21 protein-coding genes are annotated in these 17,832 nt (G+C 59.3%); 10 read left to right on the top strand and 11 right to left on the bottom strand.

Annotated elements, in window-relative coordinates; translation table 11 throughout:
* The first annotated feature begins 39 nt into the window (after nucleotides 1–39).
* The 3 genes from DQ397_RS02330 to DQ397_RS02320 all read left to right on the top strand — a co-directional run bounded on the left by DQ397_RS02330 (nucleotide 40) and on the right by DQ397_RS02320 (nucleotide 2,201).
* Nucleotides 40–519 (top strand): nuclear transport factor 2 family protein, encoded by a 480-nt coding sequence (locus tag DQ397_RS02330; RefSeq protein WP_043214154.1) that lies wholly within the window; start codon nucleotides 40–42, stop codon nucleotides 517–519.
* Nucleotides 520–911: 392 nt separating this feature from the next.
* Complete coding sequence (locus DQ397_RS02325) at nucleotides 912–1,157, top strand: DUF2790 domain-containing protein (RefSeq protein WP_043214157.1); 246 nt, start codon at nucleotides 912–914, stop codon at nucleotides 1,155–1,157.
* 27 nt (nucleotides 1,158–1,184) lie between these two features.
* Nucleotides 1,185–2,201 (top strand): alpha/beta hydrolase, encoded by a 1,017-nt coding sequence (locus DQ397_RS02320; protein WP_043214159.1) that lies wholly within the window; start codon nucleotides 1,185–1,187, stop codon nucleotides 2,199–2,201.
* A 137-nt stretch (nucleotides 2,202–2,338) separates the two neighbouring features.
* On the opposite strand, the gene DQ397_RS02315 is transcribed toward DQ397_RS02320, so the two are convergent.
* A complete protein-coding gene (locus DQ397_RS02315; RefSeq protein ID WP_043214161.1) occupies nucleotides 2,339–3,340 on the bottom strand; it encodes a zinc-dependent alcohol dehydrogenase family protein in 1,002 nt (333 codons plus the stop codon).
* Nucleotides 3,341–3,449: 109 nt separating this feature from the next.
* On the opposite strand from DQ397_RS02315, the gene DQ397_RS02310 reads away from it, so the two are divergent.
* Nucleotides 3,450–4,349, top strand: a complete 900-nt coding sequence (locus DQ397_RS02310) for a LysR family transcriptional regulator (RefSeq protein ID WP_043214170.1) — start codon at nucleotides 3,450–3,452, stop codon at nucleotides 4,347–4,349.
* 43 nt (nucleotides 4,350–4,392) lie between these two features.
* Here the strand turns inward: DQ397_RS02310 and DQ397_RS02305 are convergent, their stop codons facing one another.
* Nucleotides 4,393–5,217: an AraC family transcriptional regulator gene (locus DQ397_RS02305; protein WP_043214165.1), complete on the bottom strand. Its 825-nt coding sequence runs from the start codon at nucleotides 5,215–5,217 to the stop codon at nucleotides 4,393–4,395.
* A gap of 130 nt (nucleotides 5,218–5,347) precedes the next feature.
* Here DQ397_RS02305 and DQ397_RS02300 point away from each other — a divergent pair, with 130 nt between their 5' ends.
* The gene (locus DQ397_RS02300) at nucleotides 5,348–5,866 is read left to right on the top strand and encodes a carboxymuconolactone decarboxylase family protein (RefSeq protein ID WP_043214166.1); all 519 of its coding nucleotides are present in this window, start codon (nucleotides 5,348–5,350) and stop codon (nucleotides 5,864–5,866) included.
* Nucleotides 5,867–5,878: 12 nt separating this feature from the next.
* Nucleotides 5,879–6,133 carry a glutaredoxin 3 gene (grxC, locus tag DQ397_RS02295; protein ID WP_043214168.1) on the top strand — a complete coding sequence of 85 codons (255 nt, stop codon included), beginning with the start codon at nucleotides 5,879–5,881 and terminating at the stop codon, nucleotides 6,131–6,133.
* Nucleotides 6,134–6,325: 192 nt separating this feature from the next.
* Here grxC and DQ397_RS02290 read toward each other — a convergent pair whose 3' ends face one another.
* Entirely contained in the window at nucleotides 6,326–7,234 is a 909-nt protein-coding gene (locus DQ397_RS02290; protein WP_043214172.1) for an AraC family transcriptional regulator, read from the bottom strand.
* 135 nt (nucleotides 7,235–7,369) lie between these two features.
* Nucleotides 7,370–7,771 carry a hypothetical protein gene (locus DQ397_RS02285; RefSeq protein WP_148921459.1) on the bottom strand — a complete coding sequence of 134 codons (402 nt, stop codon included), beginning with the start codon at nucleotides 7,769–7,771 and terminating at the stop codon, nucleotides 7,370–7,372.
* A 421-nt stretch (nucleotides 7,772–8,192) separates the two neighbouring features.
* Here DQ397_RS02285 and DQ397_RS02280 point away from each other — a divergent pair, with 421 nt between their 5' ends.
* The 3 genes from DQ397_RS02280 (at nucleotide 8,193) to DQ397_RS02270 (ending at nucleotide 10,322) form a co-directional block, all read left to right on the top strand.
* The gene (locus DQ397_RS02280; RefSeq protein ID WP_043215692.1) at nucleotides 8,193–8,930 is read left to right on the top strand and encodes an SDR family oxidoreductase; all 738 of its coding nucleotides are present in this window, start codon (nucleotides 8,193–8,195) and stop codon (nucleotides 8,928–8,930) included.
* A 26-nt stretch (nucleotides 8,931–8,956) separates the two neighbouring features.
* A complete protein-coding gene (locus DQ397_RS02275) occupies nucleotides 8,957–9,211 on the top strand; it encodes an Atu4866 domain-containing protein (protein WP_043215694.1) in 255 nt (84 codons plus the stop codon).
* A 211-nt stretch (nucleotides 9,212–9,422) separates the two neighbouring features.
* Nucleotides 9,423–10,322 (top strand): AraC family transcriptional regulator, encoded by a 900-nt coding sequence (locus tag DQ397_RS02270; RefSeq protein WP_043215696.1) that lies wholly within the window; start codon nucleotides 9,423–9,425, stop codon nucleotides 10,320–10,322.
* A gap of 16 nt (nucleotides 10,323–10,338) precedes the next feature.
* Here DQ397_RS02270 and DQ397_RS02265 read toward each other — a convergent pair whose 3' ends face one another.
* The 5 genes from DQ397_RS02265 to DQ397_RS02245 all read right to left on the bottom strand — a co-directional run bounded on the left by DQ397_RS02265 (nucleotide 10,339) and on the right by DQ397_RS02245 (nucleotide 14,163).
* Nucleotides 10,339–10,896 (bottom strand): flavin reductase family protein, encoded by a 558-nt coding sequence (locus tag DQ397_RS02265; RefSeq protein WP_043215699.1) that lies wholly within the window; start codon nucleotides 10,894–10,896, stop codon nucleotides 10,339–10,341.
* Nucleotides 10,897–10,977: 81 nt separating this feature from the next.
* Nucleotides 10,978–11,739, bottom strand: a complete 762-nt coding sequence (locus tag DQ397_RS02260) for an SDR family NAD(P)-dependent oxidoreductase (RefSeq protein WP_043215701.1) — start codon at nucleotides 11,737–11,739, stop codon at nucleotides 10,978–10,980.
* Between the two features lie 193 nt (nucleotides 11,740–11,932).
* Complete coding sequence (locus DQ397_RS02255) at nucleotides 11,933–12,979, bottom strand: GNAT family N-acetyltransferase (RefSeq protein WP_043215703.1); 1,047 nt, start codon at nucleotides 12,977–12,979, stop codon at nucleotides 11,933–11,935.
* Nucleotides 12,980–13,201: 222 nt separating this feature from the next.
* Nucleotides 13,202–13,501, bottom strand: coding sequence for a hypothetical protein (locus DQ397_RS02250; protein ID WP_043215705.1), 300 nt, complete (start codon nucleotides 13,499–13,501; stop codon nucleotides 13,202–13,204).
* A gap of 206 nt (nucleotides 13,502–13,707) precedes the next feature.
* The gene (locus DQ397_RS02245) at nucleotides 13,708–14,163 is read right to left on the bottom strand and encodes a hypothetical protein (protein WP_052352525.1); all 456 of its coding nucleotides are present in this window, start codon (nucleotides 14,161–14,163) and stop codon (nucleotides 13,708–13,710) included.
* Nucleotides 14,164–15,014: 851 nt separating this feature from the next.
* On the opposite strand from DQ397_RS02245, the gene DQ397_RS02240 reads away from it, so the two are divergent.
* Nucleotides 15,015–15,281, top strand: a complete 267-nt coding sequence (locus tag DQ397_RS02240) for a DUF3077 domain-containing protein (protein WP_043215707.1) — start codon at nucleotides 15,015–15,017, stop codon at nucleotides 15,279–15,281.
* Between the two features lie 71 nt (nucleotides 15,282–15,352).
* Here the strand turns inward: DQ397_RS02240 and DQ397_RS02235 are convergent, their stop codons facing one another.
* Nucleotides 15,353–16,048: a response regulator gene (locus DQ397_RS02235; protein WP_043215708.1), complete on the bottom strand. Its 696-nt coding sequence runs from the start codon at nucleotides 16,046–16,048 to the stop codon at nucleotides 15,353–15,355.
* The coding region (locus DQ397_RS02230) for a DUF4118 domain-containing protein (RefSeq protein WP_148921463.1) at nucleotides 16,045–17,832 on the bottom strand (1,788 nt) is incomplete at its 5' end. The genes DQ397_RS02235 and DQ397_RS02230, both read right to left, overlap by 4 nt.

The following is a 17,832-nucleotide window of genomic DNA, read 5'->3' as shown; positions in this document are numbered from 1 at the left end:
GTAGGCGGGCGATACCAGCCCAGTAAGCGAGGAATTAAAATGTCCGCTCATAACGAAGTACGCCCGCCCGTACCGCCATTCACACGTGAAACCGCCATTCTCAAAGTACGTCTGGCCGAAGATGGTTGGAATAGCCGCGACCCAGAAAAAGTCTCTCTGGCTTACTCCCTTGATACCCAATGGCGTAACCGCGCTGAATTTGCATTTAACCGTGAGCAAGCAAAGAATTTCCTGACTCGTAAATGGGCCAAAGAACATGAGTACCGTTTGATCAAGGAGCTGTGGGCATTCACCGAGAACCGCCTGGCCGTTCGCTATGCTTATGAATGGCACGACGATTCTGGTAACTGGTTCCGCTCGTACGGTAACGAAAACTGGGAGTTCGGTGATGACGGTCTGATGATCAACCGCTATGCCTGCATCAATGACATGCCCATTAAGGAATCCGAGCGCAAGTTCCATTGGCCTCAGGGCCGTCGTCCAGACGATCACCCAAGCTTGTCCGATCTGGGCTTGTAAACGTTTCCCGTGTACACGGAAGTTCACCCTATTTTCTCTATGTTCTCTCACTCTGTAATTGGCGTGGCGCCCGATGGGTTCCCAGAGGGTAAGCCACGCCTTTAAATGCTTTTGAAGCATGGCGCTGATACGCCGCTCTCCTTCCCTTCTGCTGCATGCTCGCTAGCGCGCTCTGCGTGGCTGACAGGCGGCCCTCGGTACTGACCACCAACGCCATCCGGCGGTCATTTCTGCCTGACTGCGGGACGCTTTCACACCGTGGGTTGGGTGATGCGATTGTTCAATGAGAACAATAGCGCAAATATATTTTGCGCGCTAACTATTCAGACGCAAAATAAACCCACGCAGCAAGCAGTCGCTGATCCCAATATCCACGCTCACGGAGAATCATCATGACTTTTAGCAAAGCACTCGCCATCGCCACCCTGACCTTTGGCACCAGCGTCGGCGCCTTTGCCCAGAGCGCCACCCCCTACCACTACGGCATGAACTTGGACATCGCTCGAGTGATCGCTGTAGACGCGCCGGCCAACACCGCCAGCTACGCCAGCACCGCCACCCTCACCTACCGCGACAGCCACGGCAAGCTGCAGAAAATCAGTTACCTGCGCCCCACCACCTCCGCCAACCAGAACTAATGACTCCAGCGTCCCAGGAACTTGACCATGAAAATGTCCCGCACCCTCACCGCCGGCCTGCTCGCCCTCGCCGTCAATAGCGCCTTCGCCGCTGGTAGCCCCGGTGTTGAAACCACCACTCAAGGCTTCCTGCAGGCCCTAGCCGCGGGTGGCGGTAAACCGTTGGAAACCCTGTCCCCGAAAGATGCCCGCGGCGTGCTCACTGGCGCCCAGGCCAGCGTGAAAGTGGATGTCTCCGGTATCCAAATCGAGCGCCGCAGCATTCAGGTCGACAGCCAGGCGCTGGAGATCCGCGTGATACGGCCACAAGGCGCGAAAGGCGAACTGCCTGTGTTCATGTTCTTCCACGGAGGTGGCTGGGTGTTGGGTGACTACCCGACGCACGAGCGCCTGATCCGCGACCTGGTGGTCGGCTCCGGTGCAGCAGCGGTCTATGTCGACTACACCCCGTCGCCGGAAGCCCAATTCCCCACGGCCATTAACCAGGCTTACGCCGCCACCCGCTGGGTTGCCGAGAATGGCAAACAGATTGGTGTCGATGGCAGCCGCCTGGCGGTGGTAGGCAACAGTGTCGGTGGCAACATGGCGGCGGTGGTCGCGATCAAAGCCAAGGAGGCCGGCACGCCCAAGCTGCGGTTCCAAGCCTTGTTGTGGCCGGTGACTGACGCCAACTTCAACAACGGCTCGTATAACCAGTTCGCTGAAGGTCACTTCCTGACCCGCAATATGATGCAGTGGTTCTGGGACAGCTATACCACCGATCCGAGGCAGCGTAACGACATCCATGCATCGCCACTGCGCGCCAGCCTGGATCAGTTGAAAGGCTTACCGCCAGCATTGGTGCAGACCGCCGAGATGGACGTGCTGCGCGACGAAGGCGAAGCCTATGCCCGCAAGCTGGAGGCTGCCGGTGTACCGGTGACCGCCGTGCGTTACAACGGCATGATCCACGACTTCGGCCTGCTCAACGTACTCAGCCAGGTGCCTGGAACCCGCAGTGCATTGGACCAGGCTGCCCAGGCGATCAAGCAACACCTGAAGTAATCGAGAGGGACCGAACCGGGGCGGCATTGACGCCCCGGTCGTGCTTGTAGGCTCATCGGCACCTTGTACCGGCCAGCCCACCGATCGGCATACCGTTCCCTGCGCGAAACGGTGCAAAGCCTTGAGCAGCCTCGGCTCTATTCGTTCACCAACTGGATTATCGTCTTGCCCTTGCCACGCCCTTGCGCGACTTGGCGAAATGCGTCGTTGACAGTGTCCAATCCAAAGCGTTGCTGATCCACCCGGACCGTCAGTTGCCCAGCATCAGCCAGGGCAGCTGCCTGGCGCAGGATGGCCCCGTGGTGTTCGCGGCCCATGCCGGTAAGTAAGGGTGTCAGGGTGAACACGCCCGAATACGTGGCGCTTCTGAACGACAGCGGCGCGAGGCTATGCTGCCCCCAGCCGAGGCAACTCAGAACGTGCCCTGTGTAAGGCTTCACCGCCTTGAATGATGCATCCAACGTGCTGCCACCAACGGTGTCATAGACGATGTCGAAACCTGCTCCGGCGGTATGTTCCTCGACATAGGCCTCCACACTTTGCGCTTGGTAATCGATCGCTATCGCCCCCAGTGAGCGTATGAAGTCGAGGCTCGCCGCCGAACCTGTGGCGTAAACTTTGGCTCCACGGGCCTTGGCCAGCTGGACAGCCGCTTGGCCAACGCCACCTGCGCCACCATGAATCAACACCTGCTGCCCACTGCGGACGTTGGCGCGATCCACCAAGCCTTCCCAAGCGGTGATGAATGCCAGGGGCAAAGCAGCTGCCTCGCCCATGCCTAGCGCGTGCGGCTTCGGGGCAATAAGCCGGGCGTCAACAGCGATGTATTCGGCCATGGCGCCCTGAGCGCCACCGACTCCGCCGGCCATACCGAAGACCTCCTGGCCAAGCGTGAAGCCCTCGACCGCCTCACCCAGCTCGACGACCGTACCGGCCAAGTCCAGACCGAGCACCGCCGGTAGCGCCTGCCGGGCGTGTGCTGCTGCGCCAGTTGCGATCTTAGTGTCGAGTGGGTTGACTCCAGCGGCGTGAACGCTGACAAGGACCTCTCCCTGACCGGGAACCGGGCGAGCGATACGCCGCACAGCCAAGGGTGCCTGAGCGGATTCAGCGATGGCGGCAAGCATGGTCTGATTCATGATGGAAGCCTCTGATTAAGTGTGACGAGTGACAGGTTGCTCCTCCTCTTTCATTCCGATAAGAGTCTAAAGTTGCATATCATTTATTCCCTAAAGAGGGCTAATGGCGGTGGACCTATTTCACACCATGCACATCTTCGTACGCGTCGTGGAGCGTGGGTCCTTCTCGGCAGTCGCTCGCGAGCTGAACATGGGACAGCCGGCGGTAAGCAAGCAGATCCGCGCACTGGAGCAGCATCTGGGCGGCCCCGTGTTCACTCGCAGCACCCGGCACCTGGCATTGACCGACCAGGGACAACGCTTCTACAGCCATTGCCAGGAAATTCTCGGACACCTCGAAACCGCTAAGCGCAGCTTTGCCAGCGGCCAGGAACAGGTTGCCGGGCCGCTGCGCGTTGCCGCGCCGGTCAGCTACGGAAGGTTGTGCATTGCACCAGTTATCGGCCGTTTTCTGCAGCGCTACCCGGATGTGCAGATCGACTTGCGGCTAAACGATCACAATGAAGACTTGCTCATGGAAAACATCGACCTGGCGATCAGGATCGGCGTGGTGGAGAGCGAGGGCCTGGTAGCCGTGCCCCTTGGCAGCAGTACCCGGCGAGTGTACGCCTCACACGCCTACCTGCAACGCCACGGCCTGCCACTGGAGCCGAGTGATCTGGCGAGTCACAACTGCATCGGCTTCACCTTGCTCACGCATTACGACCGTTGGCGCTTCATCCGTGACGGTGAGCCGCTCGATATCGTCATCAGAGGCAACGTCACCAGCAACAGCAGCGAGGCCATTCGTGAGATGGTCCTCAGTGGCTTGGGTATTTCCCTCTCGCCCGAATGGCTGTTCGCAGAAGAGGTCAAACAAGGCTTCGTGCGTACGTTGCTCGATGATTATCCGACCACTGCCCTGCCTGTGAGCGCCGTATTCAGCCATGAGCGACGACGTTCAGCACGGACAAAGGCGTTCATCGATTTTATGCGAGAGCACTTGCGCACTGCCCCACACGGAGCGTAAACCGCGCTGGACTGCCACAACCGATACGGCACGCGACCACGTATCATGCCGTGGTCTGCTGCAACCACTGCTTCGGACTTGCCCCCACCTTGCGGCGAAAAGTACGGGCCAACGCTGACGGGCTTTCATAGCCGACCTCATCGGCAATCAGGGCAATGGGGCGACCTTCCCGGAGACGTTTTTGCGTCAGACTGATTCGCCAGTTCGTCAGGTAATCCGCCGGGGTGACACCCACGGTCTGGCGAAAGTGCGCAGCAAAGCTTGCGCGCGACATCCCTGAGCGATCAGCCAGCTCCGCCACGGACCAATTGCGCTGTGGCTCGTTGTGGATACCCACGAGCGCACGGGACAGCTGAGCATTGGCCAATCCGGCCATCATTCCCGAGGCGATGCTACGGCTGGCGATGAGATGGCGAAGTAGCTGAATCACCATCAGCTCGAACAACCGATTGAGGATGACATCCCGTCCGCATTCATCGCCGACGGCTTCTTCGAATAGCCAGTCGAGGGTGCCATCAAGGCCCTGCAATTCGCGCAACGGCTTGATGATGAAATCCGGCAAAGCCAGGGTCAGCGGATTATTGGCACCGCCATCGAACTGCAAGGTGGCGCAAACCAACTCTGCGTTATCTGCTTCGCTGGCCAGCAGCTGATGCGTCTGCGGGCGCACCGCCAGAATCAGGCTGGGCTCCGTCAGTTCGGCGGGCTGGCCGCGTTTGTCCTTGAAGGCCAGGCGTCCTGATCGCAGCAAATGCACATGCCCGAACCTTTGCTGCCCATCGAAATGGGTCACTCCACAAAACCCACCCTGGTGAAAGGTGGACGCATGCAGGTTGAAGTGCTTGAGCAGTGTCGATAATCGGTCCATGGCGCACTCCAGATTTAGACGATCTGTTGCATAGATTCGACGATCAGAAGCCAAGAAGATAGCCCACGTCTCTAGGATTGATTCCAAGCTTGATCGACAAGCTCGTTAATCAACTTACTGGAGAACCACCATGACTCGTATCGCTGCTCTCTCGCTGGACCAAGCTCCTGCTGGCTCGCGCACTGCCCTCGAAGGCATTCAAAAAGGTCTCGGCTTCATTCCCAACGCCTTCAAGACCCTGGCTCACTCCCCGGCCGCGCTCAATGGCTATCTGGGCCTCGCCCAAGCCTTGGGCAAGAGTTCGCTGAACGCCGCCGAGCGTGAAGTCGTTGCGCTTGCCACGTCGCAAATCAACGGTTGCGACTATTGTCTCGCCGCGCACGCCTTCTTCGGTGCCAAGGCTGGCCTGAGCGATGAGGCCATCGGCCAGGCCCGCAATGGCACACTCAACGCGGTCGCCACGCTGGCGCGTCAGATTACCGAAAGCCGCGGGCAATTGAGCGATGGTCAAATCGCAGCAGCACGTGAAGCAGGCCTCACCGATGGCAAGATCGTGGAAGTGGTGGCTCAGGTCACGCTGTTGACCCTGACCAACTACCTGAACAATGTCGCCACGACCGATATCGACTTTCCACCATCGGCGCACTAAGGGGTAACTGCCATGAGCCATGTGACGATCTACACCACCCAGCACTGCCCTTACTGCATTAGTGCCAAGCGGCTGTTGGCGCAGAAAGGGGTCAGTGTCGTGGAAATCGACATCGAAGCATCGCCGAACCATCTGGCGCAAATGCTGCAGCGATCCCAGCGCAGGACCGTGCCGCAGATCTTTGTGGGTGAAGTTCATGTGGGAGGCTTTGATGACCTCAAACGCCTCGATCACAAAGGCGATCTCGACGCGTTGCTCCGTGCCTGAGGCACAACAGTGCTCCGGATGGCGCCGCCTCAAAGTGGACATCCATCCAGAGCACTTGGCCATTTTCGGACGATGCTATGGGTCGAAAGAAGGTCGCATCTGGCCGCTTTCGATCTATAGCGGCTATGCAGGCACGGCGGCTCTGGACCCAACGAGCGTCATCAGGATAGCGTTAGCCAAGGCAAGCCGCGCTCACCCGAGCGATCGAAGCTTTGCGATATCTCGGCTCGGTGGAGCACCAAACAGTCGGCTGTACTCACGGCTGAACTGTGACGGGCTTTCATAGCCCACCTTGAACCCAGCCGTAGAAACATCAAGCCCCTCTGAGATCATCAACCTGCGTGCGTGTTGCAGGCGAAGTTGTTTCTGATACTGCAAAGGACTCATGGCGGTGACAGCCTTGAATCGATGATGAAGCGTGGAGTTACTTAAATTGACGTAACTTGCGAGCTCATCGATGTGCAACGGCTGCGCATAGTTGTTGTTCAGCCATTCAATGGCCCGAGTGACGCGGTGGGTCTGGCAATCGGTGATGGCGATCTCATGTAAACGCTGGCCCTGCTGGCCTTTGAGCAGCCGGTAGAATATTTCCCTCAGCGCTAGCGGTGCCAATGCCGGGATGTCAGATGGCGCGTCCAACAGGCGTACCAGTCGCAACATCGCATCCAGCAGCGAGCTATCGACCTTGTCCAGGTAGAGCCCGCGGTGGGGCTGTTGGCTCGGCACGCCAATAGGGCTGACGTCTGCTATCAGCTGAGCGATGACTGCGGGATCGATATCCAGGCGGATGCAGAAATAGGGCTGTTCTGGGGACGCCTCGGTCACTTGACCCGCTAGAGGCAGCGTGACAGAGACGACCAGGTAGTTCAGGGGATCGTAGGTATAGCTCTCGTCCCACAACTGCACCTGTTTCCGGCCCTGCACAATGATGCATAGCCCAGGTTTATGCACGGTGTGGATCACATCGGTTGGGGTGTCGCTGCGTATGAAATGCAGCGGATCAATCGCCGTCTGATACACGCCGTATGTCGGAGCGAAACGTTGCATGGTAGATGCCAGTTCGGCCCTTAGGCGTTTCAGGTCTTCGTCCCGATCACTCACCACCCTTACCTCCCGTTAGGCTGTACCGATTGCAGAGGATAGGTGGGTCAGTCACCTTTTGGGTAGATGCTAGATCGACATATTTCATATGCAAAAGCCCGGCGGGCCGGGCTCTTGGTTGGGTGGATATGGGCGTCAGGCATAGAAGGCACGCTGCGCATCGTTTTTAGCCACCCGACGGCTATTGAGTCGGTCCGCACCACCTTCGGCCACACGACGCGTATTGAGTCGGTCCGCGCCGTCCTCAACCACGCGGCGGTCATTGAGTCGGTCCGCGCCGTCCTCGGCCACGCGGCGGTCGTTGAGTCGGTCCGCACCGCCCTCAGCCACACGACGGGTATTGAGCCGGTCCGCGCCGTCCTCGGCCACGCGGCGGTCATTGAGTCGGTCCGCACCGCCCTCAGCCACAAGTGGAGCCATCACTTCTTTACAGGGCTGATTACTCCAAATGCCGATTTCTTTGGCTGGCAGCGCCATAGAACCTGCGCTGACAACAGACAAGGCGATTCCAATCATCATTTTGTTAACAGTTTTCATGACAGCGATTCCGTAATTAGCAATGGATTCGTTGCCGGTTGTCAGTGCAAAGCGTGACGTTGACTCCTGTTTACTGCAGGCTCAGTCGCTCTGATGGCCGGCGGCAGAAGCGGTCTCGCTTTCTGCTTGGGCTCAGATTAAGGCGGCGCTGATGTGGCCGTTATTAGGTTCCTGCGAGGCTTTTGCACATTCCTGCGCCGGGCCGACTTATAAAGATTCACTCGCGCGCAGGGCCGGTAGAGAAATTTTGTCGGCGGATTGGATGCGCTGACCGGCAAGACCATTGCCGCATAGTGTTCATGCAGGATCGTGCATGACGTGCGTAGGAATCGCATAACCCTGCCCACCCCTGCCCTCTTACGCTTGCTTCACCACCTGCCTATCGGCGGGTGCCTCTTAAGCAATAGACAGGAGTGGGGAAATGCACGGCATCGAACAAAAAGTCATCGTGATCACTGGCGCCAGCAGTGGTATCGGCGAAGCAACAGCCCGCCTGCTTGCCAGCAAAGGCGCTCGCGTGGTTCTAGGTGCCCGCCGCACCGATCGCTTGGAAGCCCTTGCCAAGGAGATTCGTTCGACAGGCGGTATAGCTGATGTGCTTGCGCTGGACGTCACCCGCCTGGACGACATGCAATCCTTTATCGACTTCGCTATCGAATTGCATGGACGTGTCGACGTTCTCATCAACAACGCCGGCGTCATGCCGCTTTCGAAGCTCGAAGCGCTCAAGGTCGACGAGTGGAACCGGATGATTGATGTCAACATTCGCGGCGTCCTGCACGGCATTGCCGCAACGCTGCCGCTCATGCAACAACAGCGCGCCGGCCAAATCATCAATATTGCCTCCATTGGAGCCTACGCTGTGAGCCCGACAGCTGCGGTGTACTGCGCCACCAAATATGCCGTACGGGCCATTTCAGAGGGTTTGCGCCAAGAGGTGGGTGGTGATATCCGGGTCACGGTCATTGCACCAGGCGTTACCGAATCCGAACTGGCCGAAAGCATTTCCGATGAAGGCGGACGGACGGCGATGCGCGAGTTCCGCAAGATCGCCATTCCTGCCTCGGCCATTGCCCGGGCAATTGCCTACGCGGTAGAGCAGCCTGCGGATGTGGATGTCAGCGAACTGATCGTGCGTCCAACTGCAAGTCCATTCTGAGTGACCTGACGAGAGCGAGGAAGAAAATGGGCAAGCCATATGGAGACCAAGACAAATACGTTGGCATGTGGGTGACGGCCGACGGCCGCATTCGCCATGAACTCTTGCCTGGCGGCCGCTATGACGAAGCCCGCGCAGGGCAACAAAGCGCGTACCAAGGTCGGTACTGGCTGGAGGGTGATCACATCGAGTATGTGGATGACACAGGGTTCACTGCTGACGGAGAGTTTCGCGGCAACGTGTTGTATCACGCTGGGATGATTCTCTATCCCGAACGTTGAAGCGCAGGCCGGAATGGAGACATTCCGGCTTTTTTTCGACCATTCCTCTTCAGGCCCCACACCCAGCGCGAGGTTTCTGAATTATCCCTCCGGGAACGCTAACGAGCTTTACTGGCCCAATCTCTTGGGCTTGAAATGCGAGCCCACCCTGTGAGACCAATGCCCGAAATGGCTCGTTCGAGCCGGCTTACTGAATGAGGCGACAATTCCCATGGATGTTATAGAGCGGACTTCAGCCCATGGTTTGGAGGCGTATATCCGCGGTGAGCGGCTTGCCGCTTCAGACGTTCTAGCCGATCGGGACATGTTGGTGCAGATCTTTAACCGAGCGCGTGAAGAAGAAAGCTTCATCGTCCCTGCGGTAGCCGAGCCTTTACTGGTGTGGATCATTTCAGGGAATGCCGCCGTGCAGGAGCGTGAGCTTGACGGCGATTGGCAATGCAGCCACGTCGCTAAAGGTGATTTCTTTTTAACGACCTCGGCACAGCCGTACGAGATGCGTTGGAAAGTGGACGGCGCTGAACCCTTCGAGGTGATGCATATCTACCTCGGCATTCCGCTGTTGGATAAAGCCATTCATGAAGTTTTGGGCGGCTCCGTCGAAGCGGTTCGCCTACGTGAAGTGTCGGGCGGGCGTGACGATGGGTTGTCCGTTCTACTGGAACAGGTTCGGCTGGAGCTGACAGGACACAGGGCTAGCCCTCTTTATCTGCAAGGGCTGGCCCAGTGCATCGCCATTCACCTTGCCCGCAGCTACCTGGACAGCTCAGCGAACGATATCGTACGCCGCAACGCGTTGCCCGCTTACAAGTTGCGCCGCGTGCTGTCGGCAATGGAGGCGAATCTGGCCGGGGAATTTCATCTCGGGCACTTGGCCGAAATAGCGGGGATGAGCGAATACCACTTCAGCCGGCTGTTCAAGAAGGCCGCTGGTTACTCGCCGTCACAGTTCTTCATCAGGCTAAGAATGGCAAGAGCCCGGCAGCTCCTGGTCGAAACGGATCAGAGCGTGATTGATATAGGCTTGGAGGTCGGGTACAGCAGCCCAAGCCATTTTTCTCAGGTGTTCAAACGTGAGGTTGGCGTTACGCCCACTCAATACCGCAAATAGCGAGTGGGCACGCCATTCAGAGATTCTGGGGACGGAATCGCCGGTGAAAGTCCAGGGTTTCCCCCGCCACCATGAATTGACCGCGCCCTCTGTAGTGCAGCGTTTTCGGCTGTTTCACTGATCGGTCGACATGCGCTTTAACGACTTCCCAGACAAACAGACCGTATTCGCCAATGAGCTTCGAGTCGTACAACTGGCATTCGAAACTGGCATAACACTCTGCAATCAGGGGCGCTTCAACCCGAGTGGCCGGCGTCGCGGTGAGACCGAATTGGCCAAACTTTTCCACGTCACTGCCCGTACTGTTGCCCACCGCGACCACTTGGTCAGCCAGCTCCAAGGTGGGCACATTGATCACGCATTGCTGGCTATTGCGGATCAGCTCATAGCTGTGGTTTCCCGACCAGATGTAGCAGCCGAAAAGAGCAGGGTCGAATTGCATCATCATGTGCCAGCCCATGGTCATGATGTTGGTTTCGCCGTTCCAGGCTGAGGTCACGAGCACGATGGGCCCGGTTTCCAGATGCTGGCGAACGTCGATGAGAGGGAAGTCGGATTTTCGAAGTGCGGTCATGACGCCTCCGTTGAGTGGGGTCTGGTAGCAAGAGAACGCGTTGTGCCGGCCATGCAGCACAACGCGTTCGAAGGCCAAGGATCAACCCACCGGGACACTCATGCCGCCATCGGCCATGACCACCGAGCCGACGATGAAACTGGCGCGCTCGGAAGCCAGGAAGGATACGATCTCGGCGATCTCTTGCGGCGCTGCAGCTCGGCCGATCGGCGCGGATTTGCCATGCTCCTGCAGGAACCCGCGACCGTCCTCCATGAAGTGGTTCAAGAGGTTGGTAACGACATCTCCTACGCCGATGGCATTGACCCGAATGCCATGCTCGATCGCTTCGAGCGCCTGAGTACGCGTCAATTGCGCCAGCGCCCCCTTGGACGCGGTATAGGCCGCGATACCGGGGAAGGCGAAGTAGGACGCGTAGGAAGCGATGTTCACGATCGCGCCGCTCTTGTTCTTCATCATTTCCTTCATTGCCTCTCGGGAGTGAAGAAACGCACCCGTCACGTTGGTTTGCATCTGCCATTCCCAATCTTCGCGGGTCATCTCGATCAGGGGTTTGTACAGAATGCGACCGGCGTTGTTGACCAAGACGTCCAGTTTGCCGAACTGCTCGACAGCCAGCGCCACTGCCTGCTCGGCAGAGCCATCGACAGTGATGTCTGCGACAAAGGGAACCAGGCCAGGACGCTCAAGCGCGTTGACTGCAGGGTCGATGTCCTCGGCGATGATTTTCGCACCGCGAGCGTGAAGAAGCTCGGCGATGGCCTTACCGATGCCGCTAGCCGCCCCGGTCACCAGCACTACTTTGCCTGCCACTTCGTTTGGGGTTGGGGTGAAGTCAGTCATGTCATGTCTCCAAGTCAGGAATTGGTTGTCGCTTTCGACGGTGCCAATTTCTCCCTTTTCGACATTCCACTCCTTGGTGGCCTTGCTCTGCCTATCGGAGTTTTGCTTCTTTCGTTTCAACGTCCGCCAGGCGTGCTAGGGCATGTACGAGATGTGGTTGCACAAAGCGTACGTCCTTGCTCTTCAAAGAAGGTCAATCACCAAGCCGCCACTCAAGGATCGGAAGACTTCGGGCCTCGCCATTGATCGGGCGCGATACATCGCCCACATGCCGGGCCCCGAGCCGCTCGTAGAAGGCCCTGGCGGAAGGATCCGACTCAACCGCTAGAATGGTTACGCCCAGCCCGCGTGCTACAGCCAGGGCGTGGTCTACCAGGCGCCGTCCGTGCCCTCTTCCCATGGCCCAGGGATCAACCCAGCAATGCTCCAGCTGCCAGCCATCCTCGCCGTGCTCCAGCCCATAGAAGCCCAACAATGCGCCATCCGCTGCGGTCAGCACCGCATAATGGCCGGTCAGTTGCGTAGAGTGGATGGTCAGCGCGCCCTCCCACGCATTCATCCAAGCTTCGGGATAACCCCAATGAGCCTTGCTGCGCCGGGCCAAGGCGCTCAGAGCCTGCGCATCCGCCTCACGTGCCGGACGCAGCGTTGGGGTGTCGTCCATCAGCATCGCTAGCGCCGCCGGGTCGGTAGCCAGCAGACTGAACTGGTGCAGGCTGAGGAAGCGCCCGCCCTTGTACTCCACATCTCGCAACGTTCCCTCCAGCACAAAGCCGAGGCGCTCCAGCAAGCGAGTACTGGCGGAGTTTTCAGGCTCGACATCTGCATGGATGCGGTGCACGCCTAGGGTATCGAAGGCGAAGCGGAGGATGGCGAGCAGGCAATCCTGCATCAGCCCCTGGCCCCAGTTTTCAGGCATCAGCCAATAGCCGATATCCACGCTGCGATCGGCTTTAGACCAATCATTGAAGCCACAAGCACCTATCAGTTCGTCTCGACCCGGTAAGGCGATACCCCACCAGATGCCTCGATCCTCCTCCAGCAGCGCGTCGTACCAAAGCATTTGCTCGTGGGTCGCCTCGATGCTATCGAAAGACACACCATAGTGAGCAATAACTTGCGGGTGGGAAAGTCCGGTAAAAATCGCCGCTACATCGCCGCAATGTATGCGGCGCAGTGTGCAACGCGGGAGCAAGAATTCGGGAAACTCGACAGAAAAGTCCATCATTATCAAATTCACAGGCCTGGATCACCGGAAAATCTTCTCAACAAAGGACGCGGGTCTACAAGGACTGTCAGGAGAGGGATGGCAGAACAGAAAAATAGGGCGATTGCGTGGTGTCGCCATCAAGCGGTTTGGGACGGCAGTTGCTGAAAGCGACTGGCAGGTATGGGTCGAAAGCAGCCGGTCACGACTGACCGTTATCGACCCAAAGCTGACGTTCAGGTAGGTGAACCTAAGTCATCTCGTGGATGGCATCTCCAAGGACTTTGCGATTCGGTCTAGAATGGCCATGCACTTTTCAGAAACAACAAGCGGTGGTTCGTCAATCATGTAAAGCAGATGCTCGAACGCTAACCCAGCCTCGTGGTGATTGACATAGTCAAGAACGATTTCACCCCCGTTCTCCAAGCCTGCTTGAGCTAATGCATGGTCTTGCGGTACTGGGCCAAGCTGTTCGTATGCCATGGACATCAGCGTCGAGATCTCCTTAAGTGCTTCAACGAAATCGGCCCTCAAGTCGTTGCCAAGGTGGCTCATCACAAATATTCCTTCGATCAAGGTGATCTGGGTTCCGTTCTTGCCTGGTCGACGGTGCCCAAAACCAAGTCTTTGTGCAGGCACTTGGAGAGCTAAGTTCGACTGCCTGCTCTTGGGTTACGCTCCTCGTACGAGGCATCGACGAACGTGATGTGTTCGCCCAAAGCAGACGCGACAAAAAGAGGCGGTCTCATCCATCCGCCAATTCACATCTCAGACGCAGCTTTGACAGCGCGTGCATACGGGGCTGAGCTGAAGCTAAATGGGCCAAGATCAGGGATCACGCGAGGCTCTTCATATCCATTTTCGTACGCAAATGCCTCCCAAATAATCTCGGTACTCAGCCTGCGAATCTGCACTGAGTAGGCTCCGCACCCGATGTCGCCGCACTCTGGGCAGATGTAAATGAGCACTCGATAAGGTTCCACTTCAGGCTGCTCGCATCGGAGCAGGCTATTGGCGAACCGGAGATTCTGTTCTGAAAAACCCGATACGAAACCGCTCATGAAGTCAGAGTGCCCCCCACCAGCGGTCGCCAAAATTTCCAGTAAGGAACGCCCGTCGATTCGAAAATCGGAAAAGCAGCGCTCAACGGTGGTACAGCCGTTTGACGAGGTTCCGGGGCGAACAGTGTTCTGAAAGGTCAGTGTGCTGCGATGCATGCTGTGCTCTTTGCGTAAAAACGATCACGATTACACACATCGGGCGTGAATCAGGCAAGCCTGCAGCTTCCAGCGATTGTCCGCTTCTGGCCGTTTGCTGCTTTGCACGAACGGCCGCTATAGGTCGAGAGCGGCCACTCGTGATTGGAGATTTCGTCCCAAAGCGGACGCTAAATCTTGCTGCTTTGTAGCAGCCTATCGCCGGCCCCTTCACCTATCCTCTGCTCTTCCAAATGCTCCGAAACCGTAGAAAAAATCAGATTCCCCCTCTTCCTCGTAGTCCATTTCCCAAACACACTCCCGCCACCTTTTTTCCGTTGCGGGTGCTCTGGCAGGGCTCTAGTCTCGGCGAGTCGTTGCACTTCAACGACGCGGCTTTGACAGGCCGCAACGGAACGCAGGGGCATAGCTTGGCCTTCAATGGCGGCTGTGTGTGGGGCACGTTCGCGTGCGCCGGTCTTCCTGTATTCCACCGGTCTGTCAACCCATACGCAGCTGCCACCCACCTGTTTGACAGCAGGTCGTGTGCAGCACTATCGGGAATACAGGAGTTGCCATGCTGAAAAACGATCTTCGATCCATCTCGCTATCCCTTTCTCAAAGCACGATCCCCAGCCTCAACGCAAATTCAATCCATTCGGATCGTAGCTCACCATCCAATCCCGCTACTCCCACTTTCGATTCAGGTTTTGGGCTTGCGTGTCCAACCCTAAGACGCTGCATTTAAGCCTTTAACCATGTGCTATCTGCGCCGGCCCATTCGCGAGTGAATCCGCACCCACAGGGGTTTTGCGTTGTTGGGCAGCGGTGTGCCTGCGGGGCGGCGCTGATCATTTCAGGGAGATCGAACAATGACCACGAAGGACATCGAGCCGAGAACGGTGGGCAGGACGAAGTTCTACCAGGGCGAGGGCATGACCGCGCCGCTGTTTTGCATCGAGCCTGGTATCTCGTGCCAGCACGCACGCGAGCAGGCTTCGGAGTTGATGGGGTATGTGCGGGACATGACCCTAACAGGCGTGATGGACGACAAGCCGCAGTTGGTATGGGCGTCGCACTATCTGGCGGCGTTAGCGAAGGCGCTGATGGATGATGCGGAGTTGGGCATGATGGGCTGAGGTCAAGGTGCTGTTGGATTCAGGGCTGCTTTGCAGCCCTTGCGCCGCGTTGGGGCGCGAAGCGGCACCGGTCAGGGCCCCGGGGCAACCAGGCGATAGCCTACGCCGGCTTCGGTGATAATGAACCGCGGCGCAGTCGGATCATCCCCCAACTTCTGCCGCACGTGGGCGACGACGATGCGCAGGTAATGGGTGTCATCGACATGCGTCGGCCCCCAGATGTCCTTGAGCAGTTGCTGCTGGGTGATGACGCGGCCGGGGTGGCCGGCGAGCTGGGCGAGCAATGCGTACTCTTTGCGGGTCAGGGCTACTTCCGCACCGTCGAGGGTCACCTTGCGAAACGCAAAGTCCACCACCAAGGGGCCGAAGCTTACGCTCGACTGGACAGCGTCGGCCTGGGACGTCTGGCGCAGCAAGGCGCGGATGCGGGCGAGGAATTCCTGGATGCCGAAAGGTTTGGTCACGTAGTCGTTGGCGCCGCCATCGAGTGCGTCGACTTTCTGTACTTCACTCGCGCGCACCGAGAGCACCAGCACTGGCACGGTGCTCCATTCACGCAGCTCGCGCAGCACCTGTTGGCCGTCCATGTCGGGTAGGCCAAGGTCGAGCACCACCAGGTCCGGCTTGCTCAGCGCGGCCTGGGCGAGGCCTTCGGCGCCGGTGGCGGCTTCGATGACTTTGTAGCCTTGTGAGGCGAGGCTGATGCGCAGGAACTTGCGGATCTGCGGTTCATCGTCGATGACCAGCAGGGTGGCGGACTGACTCATGGGGCTTCGCTTTCAGGCTCAGGTTGTGGAGGCAACGGCAAGCATAGAGTGATGCAGGTGCCCTGACCATCGATGCCGTCGCCGACGAGGATCTGCCCGCCGTGGGCGCCGATCATGCCTTGGCAGATGGCAAGGCCAAGGCCGGTGCCCTGCCCTCCCCGGTCGCCGCGGGCTGCGGTGTAGAACATGTCGAAAATCTTCTCGCGCTCACTCACCGGAATGCCCGGGCCTTGGTCGCTGACGGCGAAGTGCAGTTGCTCGTTCTGCTCAGAGACTTGCAACGCCAGGCGCCCGTTGACCGGCGAGAAACGGGCGGCGTTTTCCAGCACGTTGACCAGCGCCTGTTCGATCAGCGCCGCATGCACGAACAGCAACGGCAGCTCGGGCGGCACATCGGTGTGCACGCGCAGCGGAGCCAGGACCACGCGCAGGCGGTTGAGGGCGCTGCCGACGATATCGGCCGGGGCGACCCAGTCGCGGGCGAGCTTGAGGCCGCCGTGGCCGAGACGGGTCATGTCCAAGAGGTTCTGGATATAGCGGTCCAAGCGTTCGGCTTCGTTACGGGTGCCTTCGAGCAGCTCTTGGCGATCGGCCGGGGGGATGGCGTCGCCCAGGGCCAGCAGGCTGTCGATACTGCCGCGCATGGCGGTCAGGGGGGTGCGCAGGTCGTGGGAAACAGAGGCCAGCAGTGCACTGCGCAGTTGTTCGGTCTCGCCATGCAGGCGCGCGGCCTCCAGTTGCTCGCCCAGGCGGGCGCGGGCCAGGGCCTGGGCCAGGGGTTGGCCGAGAGACATCAACAGGCGTCGGCGTTGGGGGCTCAAGGTCTCCCCTGTGCGTGGGCGCACGCCAAGCAGGGCCAGGGGTTGATCGTCCACCGCGAGCGGCCACCACCACCAACGCCCATCAGGCAAGGTGTCGCTGCCGTGCCCGGCGGCCTGGCCGTGCTGCCAGGCCCATTCGGCGGCGGCGCGTTCGTTGTCGGTCAGTTGCGGTTCGTGGCTGCTGGTGGCTTGCAGCAGGCCCTCAGCATTGCGCTCGAGCAGGCAGGCCTGCATGTCCTGCCAGGCGCCCAGGTGCTGGCCGGCGGCGTTGAACACAGCCTGGCGGTCCGTGGCCACGGTGAGACGACGTGAGAGGTCCAGCAGTTGCGTGGTCTCGGCCTGGGTTTCGCGCAGGGCCTGCAACTGACGGCGCTGGCGGGCGGCGAGGTTGCCGGTGAGGCCCGCCATGAGCAGGAAGAACACCAGGGTGAGCACGTCTTCTTCGCGCTGGATGGCGAAGGAGAAGTTCGGCGGGATGAACAGAAAGTCATAGGTGAGAAACGACAGCGCCGCGCAGGCCAGCGCCGGCCCCAGGCTGCTGCGCACCGCCACCAGCAGCACGGCAGCGAGGAACACCAAGGAAATATTGGGCAGCGCCAGCACACTGGATACCGCCCACGACAACCCTGCTGCCAGCACGGTGGCCACCAATGCCAGCAGGTAATGGCGCCAGACCCACACGCGCTGCACCGCCGAGGGTGCTGTGCGGGGTTGGGTGTCGCGGTCGAGGACGTTGATTTCCAGGCCGTGGCTTTCTCGCAGCAGGCGCGCGGCCACGCCTGCGCCGAACAAGCGACGGCGCAGCCGATCGCGGGACTGGCCTACCAGCACCAGGCTGGCCCGGCGTTCGCTGGCGTGCTGGATCAGGGTGCGGGCCACTTCGCCGGCACGCAGCACCACCACTTCGCCGCCCAGACGCTCGGCCAGTTGCTGGGCGGCCTGCAGGCGCTGGCGGGCGGTCTC

The sequence above is a fragment of the Pseudomonas sp. CK-NBRI-02 genome (genome assembly GCF_008124495.1).
Classification (GTDB): Bacteria; Pseudomonadota; Gammaproteobacteria; order Pseudomonadales; family Pseudomonadaceae; genus Aquipseudomonas; species Aquipseudomonas guariconensis.
Note: the sequence above shows the minus strand (reverse complement) of the source record. Positions and strands in the feature narration are given on the sequence as shown.